The following is a 23,071-nucleotide window of genomic DNA, read 5'->3' on the forward strand; positions in this document are numbered from 1 at the left end:
GTGACCACCGAAGCGTACGTCTACGACGCTATCCGCACCCCGCGCGGCCGCGGCAAGGCCAACGGGAGCCTGCACGGCACCAAGCCGATCGACCTCGTCGTCGGCCTCATCCACGAGCTCCGCTCCCGCTTCCCCGGCCTCGACCCGGCCGCGATCGACGACATCGTCCTCGGCGTCGTCGGCCCGGTCGGCGACCAGGGCTCCGACATCGCCCGGATCGCCGCCATCGCGGCCGGACTCCCCGACACCGTCGCCGGCGTCCAGGAGAACCGCTTCTGCGCCTCCGGCCTCGAAGCCGTCAACATGGCCGCGATGAAGGTCCGCTCCGGCTGGGAGGACCTCGTCCTGGCCGGCGGCGTCGAGTCCATGTCCCGGGTGCCGATGGCCTCCGACGGCGGCGCCTGGTTCGCCGACCCGATGACCAACATCGCCACCAACTTCGTCCCCCAGGGCATCGGCGCCGACCTCATCGCCACCATCGAGGGCTTCACCCGCCGCGACGTCGACGAGTACGCCGCCCTCTCCCAGGAGCGCGCCGCCGCGGCCGTCAAGGACGGGCGCTTCGATCGCTCCGTCGTCCCCGTCAAGGACCGGGCGGGACTCACCGTCCTCGACCGCGACGAGTTCCTGCGCCCCGGCACCACCGCCGACTCCCTCGCCCGGCTCAAGCCCTCCTTCGCCGACATCGGCGAGCTCGGCGGCTTCGACGCCGTCGCGCTGCAGAAGTACCACTGGGTCGAGGAGATCGACCACGTCCACCACGCCGGCAACTCCTCCGGCATCGTCGACGGCGCCTCCCTCGTCGCCATCGGCTCCAAGGAGGTCGGCGAGCGCTACGGGCTGACCCCCGCGCGCCCGGATCGTCGCCGCCGCCGTCTCCGGCTCCGAGCCGACCATCATGCTCACCGGACCCGCCCCCGCCGCCCGCAAGGCGCTCGCCAAGGCCGGTCTCACCATCGACGACATCGACCTGATCGAGATCAACGAGGCCTTCGCCGCCGTCGTCCTGCGCTTCGTCAAGGACATGGGCGTCTCCCTCGACAAGGTCAACGTCAACGGCGGCGCCATCGCCCTGGGCCACCCGCTCGGCGCCACCGGCGCGATGATCCTCGGCACGCTCGTCGACGAGCTGGAGCGCCAGGACAAGCGCTACGGCCTCGCCACCCTCTGCGTCGGCGGCGGCATGGGCATCGCCACCGTCGTCGAGCGCGTCTGACCGCCCGGTCCGAACCCCCTTACGGAGAAGCAGCAGTCATGAGCGAGAGCACCACGATCCGCTGGGAGCAGGACGAGACCGGTGTCGTCACCCTCGTCCTCGACGACCCGAACCAGTCCGCGAACACCATGAACCAGGCCTTCCGGGCCTCCATCACGGCGATCGCCGATCGCGCGGAGGCCGAGAAGGACTCGATCCGGGGCATCGTCTACACCTCCGCGAAGAAGACCTTCTTCGCCGGCGGCGACCTCAAGGACATGATCAAGGCCGGCCCCGAGGACGCCCAGGCGATCTTCGAGTCCGCCCTGGAGATGAAGCGCGCGCTGCGCCGCATCGAGACCCTCGGCAAGCCGGTCGTCGCCGCCATCAACGGCGCCGCGCTGGGCGGCGGCTACGAGATCGCCCTCGCCTCCCACCACCGCGTCGCCCTCGACGCCCCCGGCTCCAAGATCGGCCTGCCCGAGGTCACCCTGGGCCTGCTGCCCGGCGGTGGCGGGGTCGCCCGCACCGTACGGCTCATGGGCATCACGGACGCGCTGCTCAAGGTGCTGCTCCAGGGCACCCAGTACAACCCGAAGCGCGCCCTGGACAACGGCCTGGTGCACGAGCTGGCCGCCACCCCGGAGGAGATGCTGGCCAAGGCCCGCGCCTTCATCGACGCCCACCCCGAGTCGCAGCAGCCCTGGGACGTGCCCGGCTACAAGATCCCCGGCGGCACCCCGTCGAACCCGCGGTTCGCCGCCAACCTGCCGGCCTTCCCCGCCAACCTGCGCAAGCAGCTCAACGGCGCCCCCTACCCGGCGCCGCGCAACATCATGGCGGCGGCCGTCGAGGGCTCGCAGGTCGACTTCGAGACCGCGCTCACCATCGAGAGCCGCTACTTCACCGAGCTGGTCGTCGGCCAGACCGCCAAGAACATGATCCAGGCGTTCTTCTTCGACCTCCAGGCGGTCAACTCGGGCGCCAACCGCCCCCAGGGCATCGCCCCGCGCAAGGTCCGCAGGGTGGCCGTCCTCGGCGCCGGCATGATGGGCGCCGGCATCGCGTACTCCTGCGCCCGCGCGGGCATCGAGGTCGTCCTCAAGGACGTCTCCGCCGAGTCCGCCGCCAAGGGCAAGGCCTACTCGGAGAAGCTCTGCGCCAAGGCCGTCGCCAAGGGCCGCACCACGCAGGAGAAGGCCGACGCCCTCCTCGCCCTGATCACCCCCACCGGCGACGTCGCGGACCTGGCCGGCTGCGACGCCGTCATCGAGGCGGTCTTCGAGGACACGGCGCTCAAGCACAAGGTGTTCCAGGAGATCCAGCACGTCGTGGAGCCCGACGCGCTCCTGTGCTCCAACACCTCCACGCTCCCCATCACCGTCCTCGCGGAGGGCGTCGAGCGCCAGGCCGACTTCATCGGCCTGCACTTCTTCTCTCCGGTCGACAAGATGCCGCTGGTCGAGATCATCAAGGGCGGGCGCACCGGCGACGAGGCCCTCGCGCGCGCCTTCGACCTGGTCCGCCAGATCAACAAGACCCCGATCGTGGTCAACGACTCGCGCGGCTTCTTCACCTCCCGCGTGATCGGCCACTTCATCAACGAGGGCGTGGCCATGATCGGCGAGGGCGCCGAGCCCGCCTCCGTCGAGCAGGCCGCGGCCCAGGCCGGCTACCCGGCGAAGGTCCTCTCCCTGATGGACGAACTGACCCTCACCCTGCCCCGCAAGATCCGCAACGAGACGAGGAAGGCCGTCGAGGAGGCCGGCGGCACCTGGACCTCGCACCCCGGCGAGCTCGTCATCGACCGCATGGTCGACGAGTTCGGACGCACGGGCCGCAGCGGCGGCGCGGGCTTCTACGACTACGCCGAGGACGGCAGGCGCGGGAAGCTCTGGCCGGGCCTGCGCGAGCACTTCACCAAGCCCGGGACCGACATCCCCTTCCGGGACATGCAGGAGCGGATGCTCTTCGCCGAGGCCCTGGACACCGTCCGGCTCGTCGAGGAGGGCGTCCTGACCTCGGTCGCCGACGCCAACATCGGCTCCATCCTGGGCATCGGCTTCCCCGCGTGGACGGGCGGCGTGCTCCAGTACGTGAACGGGTACGAGGGCGGCGTCGCCGGCTTCGTCGCCCGCGCCCGCGAGCTGGCGGCGACCTACGGCGAGCGCTTCACCCCGCCGGCCCTCCTGGTCGAGAAGGCCGAGCGGGGCGAGGTCTTCACGGACGCGGCGTCCTGAAGGCCGTCCTGAGCTCCTCGCTCAGCGACCGCTGAAAGGCCGTGACGAGGGCCTGGACCACCATCGGCTGCATGTGCGCCGACAGCGACTTCATCGCCGTCAGGTGGTCCGGGTCCTCACCGCTCTCCCGGTACGGGTTCCACACCTGCTCCCGGAAGAGCCGGGCCAGCTCCTGGGCGGCCGCGCGGGCGTGCTCCAGGAGCACGGTCCGGGACGCGAGGATCGTCTCGTGCTCGATCGGCACGTCGAGCAGCTCCACGCCCAGCCGCAGCAGCGACCCGTCCAGCCGGAACACGTCCGGGTCGGCCCCCTTGTCCAGCACCCCCATGGCGGCCAGCCGGTCGACGTCCCGGTCCGCGAGCGGCCGCCCGGCCCGCCGCTCCAGCTCGCGCCGCGTGATCTCCTCGGCCGACTCGGGCGCCCAGGCGGCCACGAGCGCCCGGTGCACGGCCAGGTCCTGCGCGCTGAGATCGGCCGGCAGCTGCTCCAGGTACCGCTCGATCGCCGCGAGCGTCATCCCCTGCCGCTGCAGCTCCTCGATCAACGCGAGCCGCGACAGATGCCCGGGCCCGTACCACCCGACCCGCCGCGGCCCGATCACGGGCGGCGGCAGCAGCCCCCGCGTCCCGTAGAACCGCACCGTCCGCACGGTCACCCCGGCCCGCGCGGCCAGCTCGTCGACGGTGTAGACGGGCCCGTCACCCGGGTGCTCGTCGTTGGCCTGCTCCATGGTTCAACAGTATTGCTGTCTCACCAGGTCTGTAAAAGGGAGCGGCGCTGTCAGTGGCGGCTCGTACGGTGGGGGGCATGGGCATGATCGAGTACGTACGGGGGGACGCCACCGCGCCGCACGGCGAGGGCGTCAGGATCGTGGCGCACGTCTGCAACGACCTGGGCGGCTGGGGGAAGGGCTTCGTCCGCGCCGTCTCGGCCCGCTGGCCCGAGCCGGAGGCGGCCTACCGCCGCTGGCACCGCGAGCGCGCGGGCAACGACTTCGGGCTCGGCGCGGCCCAGTTCGTCCAGGTGGAGCCGTATGTCTGGGTGGCCAACCTGGTGGGGCAACGGGGGATCCGCACGGCCCGGAGCACCGGGGTGCCGGTGCGGTACGAGGCGATCGGCGCGGCCCTCGGGCTGCTCGCGGACCGGGCGGTGGAGCTGGGCGCCTCCGTGCACATGCCCCGGATCGGCTGCGGGCTCGCGGGCGGCACGTGGCCGCGGGTCGAGCCGCTGATAGCCGGGCGCCTGGTGGCGCGGGGGGTGCCGGTCACCGTCTACGACTTCGGGGCGTGACGGCCAGGGGCGGGGCCGGGTGGGTACCCCGGCGGGGGAGGGGGTGGGGCGGGCGCTAGAGTCATGCGCCTGTTCGAATTCGGGTGGCTGGCAGGGGGAAGGGTATGCAGGCGCAACTCAGGGAGAAGGCCGCCGAGTTGGCCGCGGTGCTCTGGAAGGAGCACACCGTCTACCGCGAGCGCGGTGGCGGGGTGGTGATCCGGGGCGAGCACGTCCGGCGGTGGATCAGCCTGGCGCCGACCGGCGGCAAGGACCAGGCGCTGGTGCGGGCCGGACGGATCCTGGACGGGGGGACGACGGCGCCGGCGCGGCTGGAGGCCGTCGTGGACCTCTCGGCGGGGACGTCCGAGCTGGCCGCGGTCTGCCGGCGGCTGCTCGCCGAGACGGCCGCCGACGCCGGCCCGTCCGCGCCCGCCGCCTCCCGGCCGCGCCGTGCGGCCCGAGCGGCCAAGGCGGCCGGGGCGGCAACGCCGCCGCGCCCGCGCAAGGACCGGCACACCGGCTTCGGGTCGTGGGTGGCGCTGCTCTGCGTCGCGGGGGTCGTGGCCTTCTGGGCGTACAGCGTCTTCGGCTCGCTGTACTAGGGAAGCGGCGACAGGCGGTTGCGGGTCCGCCCGTCGTCCGGGTCCCCGCCGATCCGGCGGATTCCGGCGGCGGCAGGGGTGCGGGAGAGGGGTCATAACGCGGGTCTTATGCCTGCCGGGATGACTCCTTTTCGTCATGTTCACGCTCATACTCGGCGGCGATGACACCCGAACCCCCCACGATCGGAGTGGACGTTGCAGCCCACCAGATGGACGGCCGCCGTGACAGCGATGGCGCTGTCCGCGAGCCTCGTCGGCGCCCTCGCCGGAACGGCGTCGGCCGCGCAGCCGGCACCGGCGCCGAAGGACAGCCCCGTGACCCGCGCCGTCGCGGCCGCGGACCTGGCCGTCGACAGCGGTCTCGACACGCTGATCAACTCGGCCCAGGAACAGTACGAGCGACGTCTCGTCACCCCCTGGGTGAAGGACCTCTACTCGGTTGCGTACGAGCGCAGCTACCGCGGCCTGCCGGTCGTCGGCGGTGACGCCGTGGTGCTCGCCGACGGCTCCGGCCGGATCCGCGCCCTCCAGTCCGCCTCCTCCGTGCGCATCGACGTGGCGACCCGGCCGTCGGTCACCGCGAAGAAGGCCGAGACGGCCTCGCGGAAGAAGCTGGCCTCGGTCGACAGGGTCGAGAGCAGCCGGCTGGTCGTCCGCCTCAAGGACGACAAGCCGGTGCTGGCCTGGGAGACCGTGCTGCGCGGCCGAACCAAGGCCGCCCCCAGCAAGCTGCACGTCTTCGTCGACGCCCGTACCGGTGCCGTCGTCGACAGCTACGACGACGTGGTGGCCGGCTCCGGCAACAGCAAGTGGAACGGACCCGGCCCGGTCACCATCGACACCACCGCCTCGGGCTCCACCTACTCCCTCCGGGACCCGAGCCGTACCGGCCTGAGCTGTGCCGACTACAGCACCAACACGGTCTTCTCGAAGTCCTCCGACTCCTGGGGCACCGGCAACCCCACGAGCAAGGAGACCGGCTGCGTCGACCTGATGTTCGCCGCGCAGAAGCAGTGGGACATGCTCGGCCAGTGGCTGGGCCGCAACGGCGTCAACGGCAACGGCCGCAGCTTCCCCGCCAAGGTCGGGCTCAACGAGCTCAACGCCTACTGGGACGGCAGCTCGGTGACCATCGGGCGCAACAGCGCCAACGAGTGGATCGCCGGCGTCGACGTGGTGGCCCACGAGTACGGGCACGCCATCGACTCCAACACCCCCGGCGGCACCAGCGGCCAGGAGGCCGGGCTCGGCGAGGGCACCGGTGACATCTTCGGTGCGCTGACCGAGGCGTACATCAACCAGCCGGCCCCCTACGACGTCCCCGACTTCACGGTCGGCGAGGTCATCAACCTCCAGGGGCGCGGCCCGATCCGCAACATGTACAACCCGCCCGCCGTCAACAACGACCCGGCCTGCTACAGCTCGGCGATCCCCGGCACCGAGGTGCACGCCGCCGCGGGCCCGCTGAACCACTGGTTCTACCTGCTGTCCGAGGGCACCAACCCCGGCGGCGGCAAGCCCAGCAGCAGCACCTGCAACCAGAGCACCCTGACGGGCGTGGGGATACAGAACGCCGGCAAGATCTTCTACGGCGGCATGCTGCTCAAGACCAGCAGCATGAGCTACAAGAAGTACCGCACGGCGACGCTCAGCTCCGCGAAGTCGCTCGACGCGACCTGCGGCCTCTTCACCAAGACGAAGGCGGCCTGGGACGCGATCACCGTGCCCGCCCAGTCGGCCGACCCGACCTGCACGCCGAGCGGTCAGAACGACGACTTCTCGATGTCGCTCAGCCCCTCGTCCGGCACCGTCCAGCAGGGCGGCTCGGTGACCACCACCGTCGGCACCGCCGTCACGACCGGCACCGCCCAGTCGGTGACGCTGACCGCCACCGGCCTGCCCGCCGGGGTGACCGCCTCCTTCAACCCCGCGACGGTGCAGTCCGGCCAGTCCTCGGTGCTGACCCTGACCGCCACCGCCAACGCGGCACCCGGCGCGTCCACGGTCGTCGTCAAGGGCCAGGGCACCACGCTGTCGCACACCGCCGACTACGCGCTCAACGTCGGCGGGACCCAGCCCGGCAACGACCCGCCGGACGTCGACGTCGCCAAGGTGCAGGCGCACCTGACCCAGTTGAACACGATCGCGAGCCAGAACGGCGGCAACCGCCGCGCGGGCAGCGCCGGATACACCCAGTCGCTGGCCTACGTGAAGGGCAGGCTGCAGGCCGCCGGGTACACGGTGACCGAGCAGAACTGCACCTCCTGCACCTACCCGTCGAACAACCTGATCGCCGACTGGCCGGGCGGCCCCGCCGACCAGGTCGTCATGTTCGGCGCGCACCTGGACGGCGTCTCGGCGGGCCCCGGCATCAACGACAACGGCTCGGGCTCCGCGGCCCTGCTGGAGAACGCGCTCGTCCTCGCCCAGAAGAACCCGACGATGACCAAGCACGTGCGCTTCGCCTGGTGGACCGACGAGGAGCAGGGCCTCAACGGCTCCGCGTTCTACGTCAACCGGCTCACCGCGACGGAGCGGGCGGCCATCAAGGCCTACTACAACTTCGACATGGTGGGCTCCACCAACGGCGGCTACTTCGTCAACAACCTCAACTCCGCCGCCGCCGCGCCCCTCAAGGCGTACTGGACCTCCCTGAACCTGGCGCCCGAGGAGAACACCGAGGGCCAGGGCCGGAGCGACGACTACTCCTTCCAGCAGGGCGGCATCGCGACCTCCGGATACGCGGCCGGCGCGAGCGCCCGCAAGACCGCGGCGCAGGCCCAGAAGTGGGGCGGCTCCGCCAACACCGCCTACGACTCCTGCTACCACAGCGCCTGTGACACCACGAGCAACATCAACGCGACGGTGCTGAACCGCAGCTCCGACGGGATCGCCTACGCCGTCTGGAAGCAGGCCGTCGGCGGCACCGCCCCGGCGCAGGACTTCTCCGTCGCCGTCAGCCCGTCCGCGGGCAGCGCGGCCCCCGGCGGGTCCGTCTCGGCGACGGTGAACACCGCCACCGTGAGCGGCGCCGCCCAGACCGTGGCGCTCTCCGTCTCCGGCGCGCCGGCCGGGGTGACCGCCACGCTCAGCCCGACGTCCGTCCAGTCCGGCAGCTCCTCGGCGCTGTCCGTCCAGGTCGGCGCGAGCACCGCGCCCGGCACCTACACCCTGACGGTCACCGGCTCGGGCACCGTCAGCCACACCACCACCTACACGCTGACCGTCACGGGCGGTGGCGGCTCCTGCACGCCGCGCCAGCTCGTGGTGAACGGCGGCTTCGAGAGCGGCAGCAGCCCGTGGACCGCGAGCGCGGGCGTGATCACCAACGACGCGCGGCAGGCGGCGCACGGCGGCAGCTACAAGGCGTGGCTGGGCGGCCGGGGGACCAGCTACACCGAGAACGCCGCGCAGTCCGTGACCATCCCCTCGGGCTGCGCCTCGTACCGGCTCTCGTTCTTCGTCCACATCGACACGGACGAGACCGAGAACGTCGCCTACGACACGGCCACGGTCAAGGTGGGCGGCCGCCAGCTGGCCTCCTACTCCAACCTGGACGCGGCCCCCGGCTACGTCGAGAAGTCGTACGACCTCTCGTCCTTCGCGGGCCAGACCGTGACCCTCGGGTTCACGTCGGTGGAGGACCAGTCCCTGCAGACCTCGTTCGTCGTGGACGACGTCTCGATCCAGGTGAGCTGAGCCCCCGCGCCCTCCGCACCGGTGAAACAGGCCCGGCCCCCGGCATCCGGGGGCCGGGCCTCCGGCGGTCGCCCGCCGGGTCGGTCAGTTCCCGGCGTAGGCCGTCACCGGGTAGTGGTCGCTCAGGTTCGTGTACGTGTAGCTCGTGCCCCAGCTGGAGACGGTCCAGGGCGCGCTCCGCTCCAGGACCACGTTGTTCGTCCAGCCGGCCGGACGCGCGTTCCCGGCGCGGTACAGGACGTAGTCCAGGTCCTCGCGGGGGTCGGTCGGGTAGCGGTAGTTCGCGATCGAGTTCAGCGAGGTGTCGAAGGAGTACGGGTGGCCGGTGCGGGCGTCCGCGCCCACCAGGCCCGCGTCGGCGAGCATCGTCGCGTACTCGGGCGTGCGGGAGTCCACGTTCATGTCGCCCGCGACGATCACCTGCTCGCCGGCCGGGATGTTCTTGGCGTCGAGGAAGGCGTCGATGTTCTTGAACTGCCGGCTGCGCATCTGCGCCGCCTCGCCCGCGGAGCAGCCCGGGTCGGTCGACTGCGCGTGGGTGCCGACGACGTGCACCTTCGTGCCGTTCACGTCGAGGACCGCGTAGACGAAGCCCTTGTTCGACCACCAGTCGGCGCCGCACGCGTCCTTGTAGACGTACTGCTCCTTGCGGACGACCGGCCACTTGCTGAGCAGGGTCACCCCGCCGTCCTCCGGGGTGGTGGCCGAGTAGGCGCCGCCGGTGGCGTCCCAGCCCGACTTCGAGCGGCCGACGACGGGGGTCTGGTACGGGTACTGCGCGGCGGCGTTCGCCTTGAGCGCGTCCGAGGCGGAGTTGTCGAAGGCCTCCTGGAGCACCACGACGTCGTTGCCCTGGAAGAAGGACGCGGCCGGGATGGCGGCGGCGCGGTGGTCCTGGCCCCAGTTCGGGTAGAGGTTCTTGGACATCAGGAAGACGTTGTACGTCAGCACCTTCAGGCGCGGCGTCGCCGCGGCGGAGTCGGCCGCCGAGGCGGCCGGTGCGACCGCGGTGAGGGTGGCGGCGGCGACCGCGACGGACAGGGCGGCGCCGGAGACGCGGCGGAGCGAGCGGAACGGCACTGGGAACTCCCGTTGGATAATGGGGGGTTGGAGGACCGGCGTCGCACATCAAAGCAGCCGTGGTTACCTTCCGGTAGCCGTTGGATGCCGCGAATCTTGCGCGGCTCGCACGAACGCGCCAACTCTCGGCCGTTAGCCCGAATTGCCGCATTTGCGACCAGGTAGGATGCGCCCATGACCCTCGCGCAGAACTCGCAGATCTTCGACATGGACCTCGGTCCGCTCAACCCGGTGTGGGCCGAGCTCATCATCGGCTTCGTGATCTTCGGCATCACCTTCCTGATCCTCGCCAAGGGGATCCTCCCGAAGATCAACCGCACGCTCTCCGAGCGTGAGGACGCCATCGAGGGCGGCACCGAGCGCGCCGACGACCTGCGCAGCGAGGCCACCGCGATCCGCGAGCAGTACGAGGCCGAGCTCGCCGAGGCCCGCCACGACGCCGCCCGCATCCGCTCCCAGGCCAGCGAGGAGGGCGCCGCCGCCATCGCCGCCGCCCGTGCCGAGGGCCTGCGCGAGCGCGAGGCCATCCTGGCCGCCGGCGCCGAGCGCATCGCCACCGAGCGCGCCGCCGCCGAGCGCGAGCTCACCGCCGACGTCGACGCCTGGGCCCACGCCCTGGCCGGCCGCATCGTCGGCGAGCCGGTCGGCGCCGATCGCGGCTGACGCGCACGCACGCCCGTACGGGGCCGCGCCCCGGGCCCACCGCCCGGGACGCGGCCCCGCGTCATTCCGGGCCGAGGACCGCCCGGCCCGCCCTTGCCCGCAGCCGCGGACCCGGGCAGCCTGAGAAGCGAGCGAGAGGAAGCAGGCGTGACGGAGCGCACCGAGAGGGAGACGGACCGCGGGACCGACCGCGGCCACCTGACCGGAACCGGGCGGCCCGCGCCGCCCGCCGCCCGCCCCCGCACCGCCGACCCCGTCCCGCCGCCCGTCGGCGGCGTCCTGTGGACCGTCGCCGGGGACGTCCGCGCCCTGCTCATGCTGCCCGCGGCGCTCACCATGCAGGTGGCCCACCCCGCCATCGGCGCCGGCGTCGACGCCCACTCGGTCTTCCGCACCGACCCCTGGGGCCGCGGCGAACGCTCCCTGCGCTCGCTCCAGCTGTGGATCTACGGCGGGGAGGCCGCCGCCGAGGAGGGGCGCCGGCTGCGGACGCTCCACAGGGAGATCCAGGGCACCGACGCCCGCGGCCGCCGCTACCACGCGCTGACCCCCGCCTACTACGCCTGGGTGCACGCCACCGGCTACCCCGTCTACCGCCACGGCCTGCGCTACCTCGCCCGCCCCCTCACCGGGGCCCAGGACCGCGCCCTCTACGCCGAGTGGCTCCGGGTCGGGCGGGTGCTCGGCATCCACGACCGGGACATGCCCCAGTCGATCGAGGAGTTCTGGCCGTACTACCGCCGGGTCCTCGCCGAGGAGCTGGAGGCCACCGTCGTCGTCCGCGAGCTCCTCGCCACCGACCTGCCCGTACCGGCCCCGGACCGCGGACCGCTGCCCGTACGGCTCGTCCTGAAGGCGCTGTGGCCGGTGCTCCGCGGACCCTTCCTGCGGGTCCGGGCCTTCCTCACCGTCGGCCTCATGCCGCCGGACGCCCGCGAGGCCATCGGCCTGGACTGGACGGACGCCCAGGAGCGGCGGCTGCGCCGCCTCGCCCGGGTCGTACGGACCGTGGTGCCCGTCCTCCCCGAGCGGCTGCGCTATCTGCCGATGGCCCGCGAGGCCCGCCGCGCGGCCCGGCTCAGCGGGGCGGCAGCCCGTTCCGGGCGATGACCTCCCGGTACCAGCGGAAGCTGTCCTTCGGCGTGCGGCGGCCGGTCGGGAAGTCCACGTGGACGATCCCGAACCGCCTGCCGTAACCGTGGGCCCACTCGAAGTTGTCGAGCAGCGACCACACGAAGTACCCGCGCAGGTCCACCCCGTCCGCCAGGGCCCGCCGCGCCGCCGCGAGGTGCGCCGCCAGGTACGCGACCCGCTCCGGGTCGTGGACCGCGCCCTCCGGGTCCGCGTAGTCGTCGTACGCGGCGCCGTTCTCGGTGACCAGCAGCGGCACCCCCGGCAGCTCGTCCCGCAGCCGGACCAGCAGCTCGTGGAGCCCGTCCGCGTCCACCGGCCAGTCCATCGCGGTGCGCGGACCCGGCAGCGGCACGAAGCGCACGTGCCCGGCGGCCCCCGGCCACGGGGACGGCGCGGCGGAGGAGCCCGCCGCGACCACGGCGGGGGAGTAGTAGTTGACCCCCAGCGAGTCGATCGGGGCGGCGATCGCGGCGAGGTCGCCGTCGTGGACGAAGGACCAGTCCGTCAGGGCGGCCGTGTCGGCCACCAGGTCCTCGGGCAGCCGGCCGTGGAAGACCGGCTCCAGGAAGATCCGGTTGCCGACGGCGTCGATCCGGCGGACCGCGTCCCGGTCCTCCGGTGTGTCCGTGTGCGGCCGCAGCGCGTGCAGGTTGAGCGTCAGCGACACCTCGGCCGAGGCCGGCAGCGCGGCCCGCAGCGCCCGCACCCCCAGCCCGTGCGCCAGGTTGAGGTGGTGCGCGGCGCGCAGCGCGGCCCGCTCGTCGGTGCGGCCCGGGGCGTGCTCCCCGGAGCCGTAGCCGAGGAAGGCCGCGCACCACGGCTCGTTCAGCGTGGTCCAGGTGCCGACGCGGTCGCCGAGCGCCTCCGCCGCGCGCCCCGCGTACTCCGCGAACCGCTCCGCCGTCGCCCGCTCCGGCCAGCCGCCCGCGTCCTCCAGCTCCTGCGGCAGGTCCCAGTGGTAGAGCGTGGCGACCGGCCGGATCCCCGCGTCGAGCAGCTCGTCGGCCAGCTGCCGGTAGAAGTCCAGCCCCTTCTGCGAGACCGGGCCCCGGCCGCCCGGCAGGACGCGGGACCAGGAGAGGGAGAAGCGGTAGTCGGTGAGCCCGAGCTCCCTCATCAGGGCGATGTCCTCGCGCGACCGGTGGTAGTGGTCGGTCGCGGTGTCGCCGGTGTCGCCGTTGCGCACCTTGCCCGGGGTGCGGCTGAAGGTGTCCCAGATCGACGGGGTGCGGCCGTCCTCGGCCGCCGCCCCCTCGATCTGGTAGGCGGCGGTGGCCGAGCCCCAGCGGAAGCCGGCAGGGAAATGAGCGTTCATGAGAGGGAAACCCCCGGTTTCGGAGAAAAGGCACGGAAGACGGCCCGCGCGGCGGAGCCCGGGCCCGGCATGACCCGGAGGACGCGACCTAGCCCTTGACGGCGCCCTGCATGATCCCGCCGACGATCTGCCGGCCGAGCAGCCCGAAGACCAGCAGGACGGGAAGGGTGCCGAGCAGGGTGCCCGCCATGACCACGGACTGGTCGTGGACGTAGCCGCCGCCGAGCTGGCGCAGCGCGACCTGCACGGTCGGCTCCTGCGAGGAGAGCGCGACCACCGGCCAGAAGAAGTCGTTCCAGGCGCTCATGAAGGTGAGCAGCCCCAGCACCGCCATCCCGGGGCGGGCCACCGGCACGACGATCGACCAGAAGATCCGGGCCGTGGACGCCCCGTCCACCCGGGCCGCCTCGATCAGCTCGTCCGGCAGCGCCTGCACCAGGAACTGGCGCATGAAGAAGACCCCGAAGGCCGACACCAGTCCCGGCAGGATCACCGACTGCAGCCGGTTCACCCAGCCCAGCTCGGCGATCAGCATGAACAGCGGGATCACCCCGAGCTGCGGCGGGATCATCATCGTGCCCACGGTGAGCGCGAGCAGCGCGCCCCGGCCGCGGAAGCGCAGCTTGGCGAAGGCGAACCCGGCGAGGGTGCAGCACAGCACCGTGCCGACGGTGATCGAGCCGGACACGACCAGGGAGTTGAGCAGCGCCTTGCCGATGTCGGCCTCCTCCAGCACCGCCTCGAAGTTGGGGATGAGGTTCGGCCCCGGCAGCAGGCTGGGCGGCACCTTCGCCAGGTCGGCGTTGGAGCGGCTCGCGGCGACGACGGTCCAGTAGAAGGGGAAGGAGGAGACGAGGACGGCGAGGACGAGGACGGCGTACGTGACCGGCCCGCCGCGTCCGGCGCGGGCGCTCACGACGCCACCGCCGCGGCCTCGTCGCGCCGCGAACGGCGGCGCGCGACCACGGCGTTGGCCCCGACGAGCAGCAGGATCAGCAGGAACATGAGCCAGGCGACGGCCGCCGCCCGCCCCAGGTGGAAGAAGCCCCAGCCCTGTTCGTACAGGTAGAGCCCCAGTGTCTGGTACTGGTGCGAGATGCCGCCGGAGACCGACCCCTCGAAGAGCAGCGGCTCGCCGAACAGCTGGGTCGCGCCGATCGTCGAGACGACCACCGTGAACACGATCGTCGGTCGCAGTCCCGGCAGGGTGACGTGCGCGAACTGGCGCCAGCGCGAGGCGCCGTCCATCTCGGCGGCCTCGTACAGCTCGGCGGGGATCGACTGCATCCCGGCCAGGTAGATCAGGGCGTTGTAGCCGGTCCAGCGCCAGACGACGATCGAGGACACCGCCGCCTGCGAGGCGAGGGTGCCGTCCTGCCAGTCGACGGGCCCGAGCCCGGCCACCGACAGCAGCTGGTTGACCAGACCGAAGTCCCGCCCGAAGAGCTGGGCGAAGACGAGGGTGGCGGCGGCGACGGAGGTCGCGTACGGCAGCAGCATCGCCGTGCGGAAGAACGTCCGCCCGCGCAGCCGGTAGTGGAGCAGGTGCGCGAGCCCGAGCGCCATCAGGAGCTGCGGGACCGTGGACAGGGCGCCGATGACGACGGTGTTGCGCAGCGCCCGCCAGAAGAACTCGTCGGTGAGCAGGGCCGTGTAGTTCCCGAGCCCGCGCCACTCCATCGCGCCGGGCGTCTGGAGCTCGACGCGGTGGAGGGAGACGTAGGCGGTGTAGAGCAGCGGGAAGAGCCCGAAGGCGGCGAACAGGGTGAAGAACGGCGCGAGGAAGGTGTACGGGGACACACTGCGCCACAGCCGGGTGAGGGTCACGGTGCGAGGCCCTTCGACGGGGTGGGGTGGCGGGGCTCGGGGCGGGGAGCGCGGCCGGGAGGGCCGGCCACGGGGCGGGCGGAGGGCGCCGGGGGAGCGGCGCCCCGGCTCACCCGATCGCGTTCTCGACCCCCTTCCGGGCGTGGGACCAGGCCTCCGCCGGCGCGGTGCCCTTCCGTTCCACCTCGCTCAGGGCGTTGGTGATCTGGTCGGCCACGTTCTTGTCGTGCACCCCGAGGACCTGGACGGGGGCGGCCTTCGCCGCGTCGCCGAAGAGGCGGCCGATCGGGGCGCCGGAGAAGTACGGGTCGGTGGCGTCGGCGACCTGGGCGATGGCACCGGTGGAGGAGGGGAAGTTGCCCTGCTTGCGGAAGAGCCGGGCCTGCTGGGCGGGGGCGGTGAGCCAGCGGATCAGCTCGTACGCCTCCTTCTTGTGCTTCGCCGCGCGGGGTACGGCGAGGAAGGAGCCGCCCCAGTTCCCGGCGCCGCCCGGGAGCTTCGCGATGTCCCACTTGCCCTTGCCGGCGTCCCCGGCCTGGCCCTTGATGTAGCCGAGCATCCAGGCGGGGCAGGGCAGGGTGGCGAAGGAACCGGCGGAGAAGGCCTGGTTCCACTGCGGGGACCACTGGTCCAGCTTGGCGCTGAGGCCGTCCTTCGCGGCGGTCACGGAGGCGTCCCAGGCGCGGCGGACGGCGGGGCTGTCGGCGTAGATCAGCGTGCCGGAGGCGTCGTAGTAGCGCTCCTTCTCCTGGCCCACCATGACGGTGTAGAGGCTGCCGACGCTGTCCATCCAGGCGCTCTTGCCGGGCGCCTTCGCCCGGTACTGGCGGCCGAGCTCCAGGTACCCGTCCCAGGTGGACCAGCGCGCGGCGAGCTCGGTGCGGTCGGTGGGCAGCCCGGCCTGCCGGAGCAGGTCGGTCCGGTAGCACATCGCCTCGGGCCCGACGTCCGTGCCGAGGCCGAGCACGGCCCCGCCCGGAGCGGTCGCCGCGGCCCAGGTGGCGCTCGCGAACTCGCCCTTCAGCGCCTCCGCGCCGTAGCGGCGCAGGTCCTCGAACCGGTCGCCCTGCTGCTGCGTGACGGAGGCGATCCGCCCCACCTCGACGGCCTGCACGTCGGCGAGCCCGCCGCCGCCGGCGAGCCGGGTCTGCAGCGACTTCCAGTAGTCCTGCTCGTCCTCGGTGTCGGTCTGCTTGACGACGATCCCGGGGTGGGCCTTCTCGTACTCGGCGTAGAGCCCGGCCTCCTTGTACCCGAAGGAACCGAAGAGGTCGACGGTGACGACCACCTTCCCGCCGGCGGAGTCGGACCCCGCGGAGCCCCCGCCGGACGAACACCCGGCGACCAGCGCCCCGACGAGTGCGGCCGCCGCGGCGGCTCGGTGGACGCGGACAGTGCGCATAGGGGGGCCTCCCTTGGCTCCTGACCGTCTTGAGAGCGCTCTCAAGACGCGTGAGGAGAGTGCCCGCCCTGCCAGGTTCGCGTCAAGAGCTTGGCGCGTAACGGCCGTTCCGTCGGCAGGCTGACGCTGCCCGCACGCCGCCCGCCACGCGGCTGGTGCGCGGCGAGGTGTGCCGGTAGAGGCGGGTTCCTCAGGCCGAGGCGCGCCGCACCAGATCCGTCGGGGTGATCAGGGCCCCGACCCGCTCGCCGTCCAGCGTGCGCATGAGCTGGCGCACCATCAGGCGCCCCATGCCCTCGATGTCCTGGCGCACCGTCGTCAGCGGCGGGGAGGTGGACTCCGCCACCGCCGGCATGTCGTCGAACCCGACGACCGCCACGTCCTCCGGCACGCGCGCCCCCCGCTCCCGCAGGATCTCCAGCGCGCCCGCCGCCATCAGGTCGTTGGCCGCGAAGACCGCGTCGAGGTCCCGCCGGCGCTCCAGGAGCACGGTCATCGCCCGCGCGCCGCTCTCCCGGGTGAAGTCGCCGTCCACGACCAGGTCGGCGTCGCCGCCGGGGAGTTCGTCCCGGTAGCCGTGCAGCCGGTCCAGGGCCGAGGTCTGGTCGCGCGGGCCCGCGATGTGGGCGATGCGGCTCCGGCCGAGGGCGCGCAGGTGGCGTACGGCCGCGCGGGCGCCGCCGCGGTTGTCGCAGTCGACGTACGGCACCTCGGGACTGCCGTCGGGGCCGGTCCAGCCGGGCCGGCCGCCGAAGACGCTCGGGACCTGGGCGCGGCGGATGATCGCGGGCAGCTCGTCGTCGTCGTGGAGGGAGAAGGCGAGCGCGCCGTCCACGTGACCGCCGCCCAGATAGCGCGCGATCCGCTCGTGGTCGCCCGTGTCCTCCACCCACAGCAGAACCAACTGGGTGTCGTGCGCGCTGAGTTCCCGGCTGATGCCGCGCACCTGGCGCTCGAAGAACGGGTCGGAGAAGATCCGGAACTCCGGCTCGGCGATGATCACCGCGACGGCCCCGTTGCGGCGGGTCACCAGCGTGCGCGCGGCGTGGTTCGGGATGTAGCCGAGCTCGTCGACGGCCTTGCGGACCTTCTCCACCAGGGCGTCCCGCACGCCCGCGCCGCCGTTCACGACCCGGGACACCGTGGCCCGGGACACGCCCGCCCGCGCGGCGACCTCTTCCAGGGTGGGGCGCCCACCGGGCACGGGTTCGCTCACGGCCGGCTCCTCGGGGCGTCGCGGCGGTCGGTACTGACGCCACGAGGGTAACCGGTGTGCCCCGCGCGCCGGACCCGCCCGGGAAAGCGCTCTCCCCACGCGCGCCCGCCGGGTCCGTCCCCGTCGGCGCGGGACGGACCCGGCGGGCGCCGGTCACGGGCCCGGGCCGGCGACCGGCCCGGGCACCCGGCTCAGTGCCGGTCGTTCTCGTGGATCGTGTTCGTCTCCGCGATCTTCTTCCACGACTTCGGCTGCGCCGGCTTCGCCGCCGCGGCCTTCGCGGAGCCCTGCGCCGCACGCGCCGCCGGAGCCGCCGCGGGCGCCTTCAGGCCGGCCTTCGCCGCCGCCGGGGCCGCGGGCTTCACCGGCTGGTAGAGCCAGGTGTCGAAGAGGCCCGCCAGCGGCTTGCCCGAGAGCTTCTCCGCGTACTTCACGAAGTCGGACACCTTCGCGTTGCCGTAGGCGTACTGCTGCGGCCAGCCCTTGAGGACCGCGAAGAACCTCTCGTCGCCGATCTCGTTGCGCAGCGCCTGCAGCGCCAGCGCGCCCCGGTCGTACACGGCGGCGTGGAACTGGTCGTCCGGGCCCGGGTCGCCCGGCTTCACGGTCCAGAACGGGTCCTCGGCCGCGCGGGTCTGGTACACGTAGTCGGCGAGCTCCTGCGCCGTGCCCTCGCCCTCCTTCTCCGACCACAGCCACTGGCTGTAGCGGGCGAAGCCCTCGTTGATCCAGATGTCCTTCCAGTCGGCGACCGAGACGCTGTCGCCGTACCACTGGTGGGCCAGCTCGTGGACGACCACCGAGACGTTCGCGCCGTTGGCGAACTGCCGCGGGCTGTAGAACGGCCGGGTCTGCGTCTCCAGCGCGAAGCCGCTGGTCACGTTCGGCACGTAACCGCCGAGGGAGTTGAACGGGTACGGGCCGAAGACCGACTCCAGCCACTCCGCGACCTCGGTGGTCCGCTCGATGGAGGCGCGGGCCGCCCCGGCGTTGTCGCCCAGGTCCTTGCTGTACGCGTTGAGGACCGGCAGTCCGTTCGCGGTCCTGTCCGTCGTGATGTCGAACTTGCCGACCGCGAGCGTGGCCAGATACGTCGCCTGGGGCTTGTTGGAACGCCAGTTGAAGCGCGTCCAGCCCAGCTTGGAGGACTGCGACTGCAGCACGCCGTTGCTGATCGCCTGGTGGCCGTCCGGCACCAGCACGGAGACGTCGAAGGTGGCCTTGTCCAGCGGGTGGTCGTTGGACGGGAACCACCAGACCGCCGAATCCGGCTCCTGCGCGGCCACGCCGCCGTCGGGCGTACGGGCCCAGGCGGACCAGCCGCCTATCTTCACCTCGGAGGGCTTGCCCGCGTAACGGACCACGATGGAGACGGACTTGTTCTTCTCCAGCGGCGACGCCGGGGTGACGACCAGCTCGTGGTCGCCGGCGGTGGTGAACTTCGCGACCCGGCCGTTCACCCGCACCTCGCTGACCTTCAGACCGAGGTCGAGGTTGAAGCGGGACAGGTTCTGCTTGGTGGTCGCGACCAGCGTCGCCGTGCCCTCCAGCAGGTCGGTCGCGGGCTGGTACTTCAGCCGCAGGTCGTAGTGCGAGACGTCGTAACCGCCGTTGCCGCTGGCGGGGTAGTAGGAGTCGCCGATGCCCGGGGCGCCCGGAGTGAAGTCGGCGGCGGATGCCGGGATCGCCAGCAGCAGGCCGGCCGCGAGGGCGCTGGGAACGATGATTCTGCGGTGCACGGGTGCTCCCCAAGTCATGAGAATCGTAAGACGCACGGGTGGTCGTCGGTCCTTAGCGAGCCTATTCAGCCCCCCGACGGCCCGTCACGTCCAGAGCACCCCCTGTCACATGATCGCCATTCGGCCGACACGAACCCCGCGCACCGCATGTCCCGCACGGCACTCTTTTGCTCGGGGTCGGCGGACGGTACGTTCCGCCCCATGCCGATACGTGTGCGGAGAACCCGTCGAGCTCGTCTGTCGTGCAGAACACTGGCCGTCGCCGCCACGGCGGCCCTGATGGCCGCCTTCGCCCCGGCGGCCGGCGCCCAGCCGGCCGACGCCGTGGCGGCCGCGGGCGTGGCGGCCGCGGGCGTACGGGAGTCCGCGCCCGTGTACTCCTACGCCGACGCCGTCCGCGAGTCCGTCTGGGTCGACACCGGCCTCGACGCGGACGCCGACGGGCGCACCGACCGGGTCGCCGTCGACATCGTCCGCCCCCGCGAACCCGCCGCGGCCGGCCGGAAGATACCCGTCATCATGGACGCCAGCCCCTACTACGCCTGCTGCGGCCGGGGCAACGAGGGCCAGCGCAAGACCTACGACGCCGACGGCAAGCCCGTCCAGTTCCCGCTCTTCTACGACAACTACTTCGTGCCGCGCGGCTACGCCTTCGTCGCCGTCGACCTCGCCGGCACCAGCCGCTCGGACGGCTGCGACGACGTCGGCGGACGCTCCGACGTGCAGTCCGCCAAGGCCGTCGTCGACTGGCTGAACGGCCGCGCCCGCGGCTACACCACCCGCACCGGCGCCGACCGGGCCCGCGCCACCACCTGGTCCACCGGCGCCGTCGGCATGATCGGCAAGAGCTGGGACGGCACCGTCGCCAACGGCGTGGCCGCGACCGGCGTCGAAGGCCTGCGCACGATCGTGCCGATCGGCGCGATCTCGTCGTGGTACGACTACTTCCACTCCCAGGGCGCCCCGCTCTACGACGCCAACCCCACCTGGCTCTCCGACTACGTCAACAGCCCCGAGGCCAAGGCCCGTTGCGGCGCCGTCCAGGACCGGATCGCGCAGGCCACCCCGTACACCGGAGACTGGACCCCCGCCTGGACCGAGCGCGACTACGTCGCCGACGCCCGGAAGGTGAAGGCCAGCGTCTTCGTCGTGCACGGACAGCAGGACCTCAACGTGCGCGCCAACCAGTTCGGCCAGTGGTGGGACGCGCTCGCCGCGAACGGCGTCGAGCGCAAGATCTGGCTCTCCCAGACCGGCCACGTCGACCCCTTCGACTTCCGCCGGGCCGACTGGGTGCGCACCCTGCACCGCTGGTTCGACCACCACCTCCTCGGCTACGACAACGGCATCGACCGCGAACCGATGGCCGACGTCGAACGCGCCCCCGACCGCTGGACCACCGACCGCGTCTGGCCGGCCCCCGGCACCGCCCCCACCGTGCTCCGCCCCACCACCGGCGGCACCCCCGGCGTCGGCGGCCTCGACCGCACCCGCGCCCCGCGCGGCGCCACCGAGACCTTCACCGACGACCCGGCCCTGAGCGAGCTCGACTGGGCCGCTGACATCGACCGCGGCACCCCCGCCAAGGCCGGCTTCAGCACCACCCCGCTCACCCGCGACCTGCGCCTCTCCGGCTCCTCCACGGTCACCGTCACCGCCACCCCGACGACCTCCAGCGCCCACCTGAGCGCCGTCCTCGTCGACCTCGGCCCCGACACGATCCGGGCCTACGACGAAGCCGGCGAGGGCATCACCACCCTCACCGAACGCAGCTGCTGGGGCGCGAGCACGCCCGGCGACAGCGCCTGCTTCAAGGACACCCGGGCGCGCACCGCGGACGTCGGACACACGGTCGTCTCCCGCGGCTGGGCCGACCTCGGCACCTGGGCCGACCCGCGCCGGGGCCGGCCGCTCACCCCGGGACGGGCGTACACGATCACCCTCAAGCTGGCGCCCACCGACCACGTCGTCCCCGCCGGACACCGCCTCGCCCTGATCGTCGCGGGCACCGACAAGGACCTGATCGACCCGCCGGCCACCCGGCCGACCGTCACCCTCGACCTGACTCGCACCTGGGCCCGGGTGCCGCTGCTCGGCGGGGCCGGGGCCTTCGACCGGGCGACCGCCGGTGACCTCGCGCGGGCCGCCGGCGTTCAGCCCGGTGACGCCCCCGCCGGCCGCGCCGCACCCGCGCGGACCGGCGCCCCGATCCCCGGTGAGGCCCGATGACCCGCACCCTCCGCACCCGACGGCGCGCGCTCACCCTCGCGGTGGGCGCCGCCCTCGCCCTGCCCCTGCTCGCCACCCCCACCGAGGCCGCAGGCGGCGGGACCCCGCCGGCGCCCCCCAGGACCGGGTTCGAGACCAGCGACGGCGCCCGCTGGACCACCGAGGCGGAGGAGACGGCCTTCCTCGCCGCCGTCGACCGGGCGAGCCCCCGCCTCTCGGTGCGCACCTTCGGCACCACGAAGCAGGACCGCCCGCTCCGGCTTGCCACGATCGGCACCGGGCCCACGACCGTGCTGCTCATCTGCTCCCAGCACGGCGACGAGCCCGCCGGCCGCGAGACCTGCCTGGGCACCCTGCGCGACCTCGCGTACGCCCAGGACCCCACGACCCGCCGCTTCCTCGCCCGCACGACCCTCCTCGTCGTCCCCACCGCCAACCCCGACGGCCGTCAGCTCGACACGCGCGGCAACGCCGACGGGGTCGACCTCAACCGCGACCACCTCGCCCTGCGCACCGCCGAGACACGGGCGCTCGCCGCGGTCCTCCGCGACCGGCGGCCCGAGCTGGTCTACGACCTCCACGAGTACGGAGCCACCCCGCCGTACTACGACAAGGACCTGCTGGCCCTCTGGCCGCGCAACCTCAACACGGACCCGCGCGTCCACGAGGAGTCCCGCACCCTGTCCGAGGCGTACGTCCGCCCCGCCGGCGCGCGCGCCGGGTTCGGGACCGGCATCTACGGCATCTGGACCGACCCCCTCACCGGCGAGCCGATCAAGCAGGTGGCGGGCGACGGCCAGGAGCGCATCCTGCGCAACACGGCCGGCCTCAAGCACGCCGTGGGACTCCTCGTGGAGACCCGCGAGGACGCCCGCGACCAGGCCGAGCGGGACGACCCGGCGCTGAACCACCGCCGCCGGGTGACCACGCAGAAGGCCGCCCTCAGGGGCCTGTTCGCCTACGTGGACGCCCGCCGCGGCGGGCTCGCCGCGGCCACCGCCCAGGCCCGCCGCACCGGTTTCGCCGACCGCGGCCCCGTCCTGCTCGGCGGCGCCGACAACGACCCGGCCGAGCCGTCCGAGACCCTCCCCGACCCGCCGTGCGCGTACCGCCTGACGGCAACTCAGTACAGCGACGTCAAGGATGAGTTGGACCTGCACGGCGTCGTCGTGCGGCACCGGGGGGACGGGACCGCGGTCGTCCCGCTCCGCCAGTCGCGGCGCGCCCTGGTCGCCCTGTTGCTCGACCCTCGGGCGTCGTACGGGCTGACGCGCGGGGAGCCGCTGGAGACCTGCCGAGGGAGTGGTTGAGGAGCCGCTGAGGAGCCGGTGAGGAGCCGGTGAGGAGCCGGTGAGGAGCCGGTGAGGAACCGACGGGGGACCCGGCGCGTATGCCGGGTCCCCCGTCGGTTCCGGGCTACGGTCGCCGACCCGTACCGACCCCCGCCCGAACGCTGGA

At 73.0% G+C, this 23,071-nt stretch carries 16 protein-coding genes and 1 pseudogene; 9 read left to right on the forward strand and 8 right to left on the reverse strand.

Annotated features, from left to right (window positions below; translation table 11 throughout):
• A pseudogene (locus ABD981_RS08345) lies at positions 1–1,216 on the forward strand (acetyl-CoA C-acetyltransferase).
• A gap of 38 nt (positions 1,217–1,254) precedes the next feature.
• A complete protein-coding gene (locus ABD981_RS08350) occupies positions 1,255–3,435 on the forward strand; it encodes a 3-hydroxyacyl-CoA dehydrogenase NAD-binding domain-containing protein (protein WP_046910459.1) in 2,181 nt (726 codons plus the stop codon).
• Here ABD981_RS08350 and ABD981_RS08355 read toward each other — a convergent pair.
• On the reverse strand, positions 3,416–4,165 hold the full coding sequence (locus ABD981_RS08355; RefSeq protein WP_046910460.1) for a MerR family transcriptional regulator: 750 nt from the start codon (positions 4,163–4,165) through the stop codon (positions 3,416–3,418). The two genes, ABD981_RS08350 and ABD981_RS08355, sit on opposite strands and share 20 nt — an antisense overlap.
• Positions 4,166–4,242: 77 nt before the next feature.
• On the opposite strand from ABD981_RS08355, the gene ABD981_RS08360 reads away from it, so the two are divergent.
• The 3 genes from ABD981_RS08360 to ABD981_RS08370 all read left to right on the forward strand — a co-directional run bounded on the left by ABD981_RS08360 (position 4,243) and on the right by ABD981_RS08370 (position 9,008).
• Positions 4,243–4,725, forward strand: coding sequence for a macro domain-containing protein (locus ABD981_RS08360; protein WP_046910461.1), 483 nt, complete (start codon positions 4,243–4,245; stop codon positions 4,723–4,725).
• Positions 4,726–4,829: 104 nt separating this feature from the next.
• Positions 4,830–5,309, forward strand: a complete 480-nt coding sequence (locus ABD981_RS08365; protein ID WP_046910462.1) for a hypothetical protein — start codon at positions 4,830–4,832, stop codon at positions 5,307–5,309.
• A gap of 231 nt (positions 5,310–5,540) precedes the next feature.
• Entirely contained in the window at positions 5,541–9,008 is a 3,468-nt protein-coding gene (locus ABD981_RS08370) for a M28 family peptidase (RefSeq protein WP_046910463.1), read from the forward strand.
• Positions 9,009–9,092: 84 nt separating this feature from the next.
• Here ABD981_RS08370 and sph read toward each other — a convergent pair whose 3' ends face one another.
• Positions 9,093–10,088 (reverse strand): sphingomyelin phosphodiesterase, encoded by a 996-nt coding sequence (sph, locus tag ABD981_RS08375; RefSeq protein ID WP_046910464.1) that lies wholly within the window; start codon positions 10,086–10,088, stop codon positions 9,093–9,095.
• Between the two features lie 174 nt (positions 10,089–10,262).
• Here sph and ABD981_RS08380 point away from each other — a divergent pair, with 174 nt between their 5' ends.
• Positions 10,263–10,751, forward strand: coding sequence for a F0F1 ATP synthase subunit B family protein (locus tag ABD981_RS08380; protein WP_123954949.1), 489 nt, complete (start codon positions 10,263–10,265; stop codon positions 10,749–10,751).
• Positions 10,752–10,949: 198 nt separating this feature from the next.
• Entirely contained in the window at positions 10,950–11,861 is a 912-nt protein-coding gene (locus ABD981_RS08385) for an oxygenase MpaB family protein (RefSeq protein WP_046910479.1), read from the forward strand.
• Here the strand turns inward: ABD981_RS08385 and ABD981_RS08390 are convergent.
• From ABD981_RS08390 to ABD981_RS08415, 6 genes are all read right to left on the reverse strand, one after another.
• Positions 11,830–13,200 (reverse strand): GH1 family beta-glucosidase, encoded by a 1,371-nt coding sequence (locus ABD981_RS08390; protein ID WP_046910465.1) that lies wholly within the window; start codon positions 13,198–13,200, stop codon positions 11,830–11,832. The two genes, ABD981_RS08385 and ABD981_RS08390, sit on opposite strands and share 32 nt — an antisense overlap.
• 88 nt (positions 13,201–13,288) lie before the next feature.
• The gene (locus ABD981_RS08395; protein WP_046910480.1) at positions 13,289–14,212 is read right to left on the reverse strand and encodes a carbohydrate ABC transporter permease; all 924 of its coding nucleotides are present in this window, start codon (positions 14,210–14,212) and stop codon (positions 13,289–13,291) included.
• Entirely contained in the window at positions 14,113–15,027 is a 915-nt protein-coding gene (locus tag ABD981_RS08400) for a carbohydrate ABC transporter permease (protein WP_123954951.1), read from the reverse strand. The genes ABD981_RS08395 and ABD981_RS08400 overlap by 100 nt, the downstream gene beginning before the upstream one ends.
• 109 nt (positions 15,028–15,136) lie before the next feature.
• Positions 15,137–16,429: an extracellular solute-binding protein gene (locus ABD981_RS08405; RefSeq protein ID WP_046910466.1), complete on the reverse strand. Its 1,293-nt coding sequence runs from the start codon at positions 16,427–16,429 to the stop codon at positions 15,137–15,139.
• 190 nt (positions 16,430–16,619) lie between these two features.
• Positions 16,620–17,645, reverse strand: a complete 1,026-nt coding sequence (locus tag ABD981_RS08410; protein WP_046910467.1) for a LacI family DNA-binding transcriptional regulator — start codon at positions 17,643–17,645, stop codon at positions 16,620–16,622.
• 191 nt (positions 17,646–17,836) lie between these two features.
• Positions 17,837–19,384, reverse strand: coding sequence for a M1 family metallopeptidase (locus ABD981_RS08415; protein ID WP_046910468.1), 1,548 nt, complete (start codon positions 19,382–19,384; stop codon positions 17,837–17,839).
• 201 nt (positions 19,385–19,585) lie between these two features.
• On the opposite strand from ABD981_RS08415, the gene ABD981_RS08420 reads away from it, so the two are divergent.
• Complete coding sequence (locus tag ABD981_RS08420) at positions 19,586–21,613, forward strand: Xaa-Pro dipeptidyl-peptidase (protein WP_046910469.1); 2,028 nt, start codon at positions 19,586–19,588, stop codon at positions 21,611–21,613.
• On the forward strand, positions 21,610–22,923 hold the full coding sequence (locus tag ABD981_RS08425) for a M14 family metallopeptidase (protein WP_046910470.1): 1,314 nt from the start codon (positions 21,610–21,612) through the stop codon (positions 22,921–22,923). The genes ABD981_RS08420 and ABD981_RS08425 overlap by 4 nt, the downstream gene beginning before the upstream one ends.
• Positions 22,924–23,071: the final 148 nt, after the last annotated feature.

The sequence above is a fragment of the Streptomyces showdoensis genome (assembly GCF_039535475.1).
Classification (GTDB): domain Bacteria; phylum Actinomycetota; class Actinomycetes; order Streptomycetales; family Streptomycetaceae; genus Streptomyces; species Streptomyces showdoensis.

Excerpts from the sequence above, each read along its gene's own strand:
- ABD981_RS08350 (WP_046910459.1), top strand. The coding sequence starts at position 1,255 with ATGAGCGAGAGCACCACGATCCGCTGGGAGCAGGACGAGACCGGTGTC.
- ABD981_RS08355 (WP_046910460.1), bottom strand. The coding sequence starts at position 4,165 with ATGGAGCAGGCCAACGACGAGCACCCGGGTGACGGGCCCGTCTACACC.
- ABD981_RS08360 (WP_046910461.1), top strand. The coding sequence starts at position 4,243 with ATGGGCATGATCGAGTACGTACGGGGGGACGCCACCGCGCCGCACGGC.
- ABD981_RS08365 (WP_046910462.1), top strand. The coding sequence starts at position 4,830 with ATGCAGGCGCAACTCAGGGAGAAGGCCGCCGAGTTGGCCGCGGTGCTC.
- ABD981_RS08370 (WP_046910463.1), top strand. The coding sequence starts at position 5,541 with ATGGCGCTGTCCGCGAGCCTCGTCGGCGCCCTCGCCGGAACGGCGTCG.
- ABD981_RS08380 (WP_123954949.1), top strand. The coding sequence starts at position 10,263 with ATGACCCTCGCGCAGAACTCGCAGATCTTCGACATGGACCTCGGTCCG.
- ABD981_RS08390 (WP_046910465.1), bottom strand. The coding sequence starts at position 13,200 with ATGAACGCTCATTTCCCTGCCGGCTTCCGCTGGGGCTCGGCCACCGCC.
- ABD981_RS08405 (WP_046910466.1), bottom strand. The coding sequence starts at position 16,429 with ATGCGCACTGTCCGCGTCCACCGAGCCGCCGCGGCGGCCGCACTCGTC.
- ABD981_RS08420 (WP_046910469.1), top strand. The coding sequence starts at position 19,586 with ATGCCGATACGTGTGCGGAGAACCCGTCGAGCTCGTCTGTCGTGCAGA.
- ABD981_RS08425 (WP_046910470.1), top strand. The coding sequence starts at position 21,610 with ATGACCCGCACCCTCCGCACCCGACGGCGCGCGCTCACCCTCGCGGTG.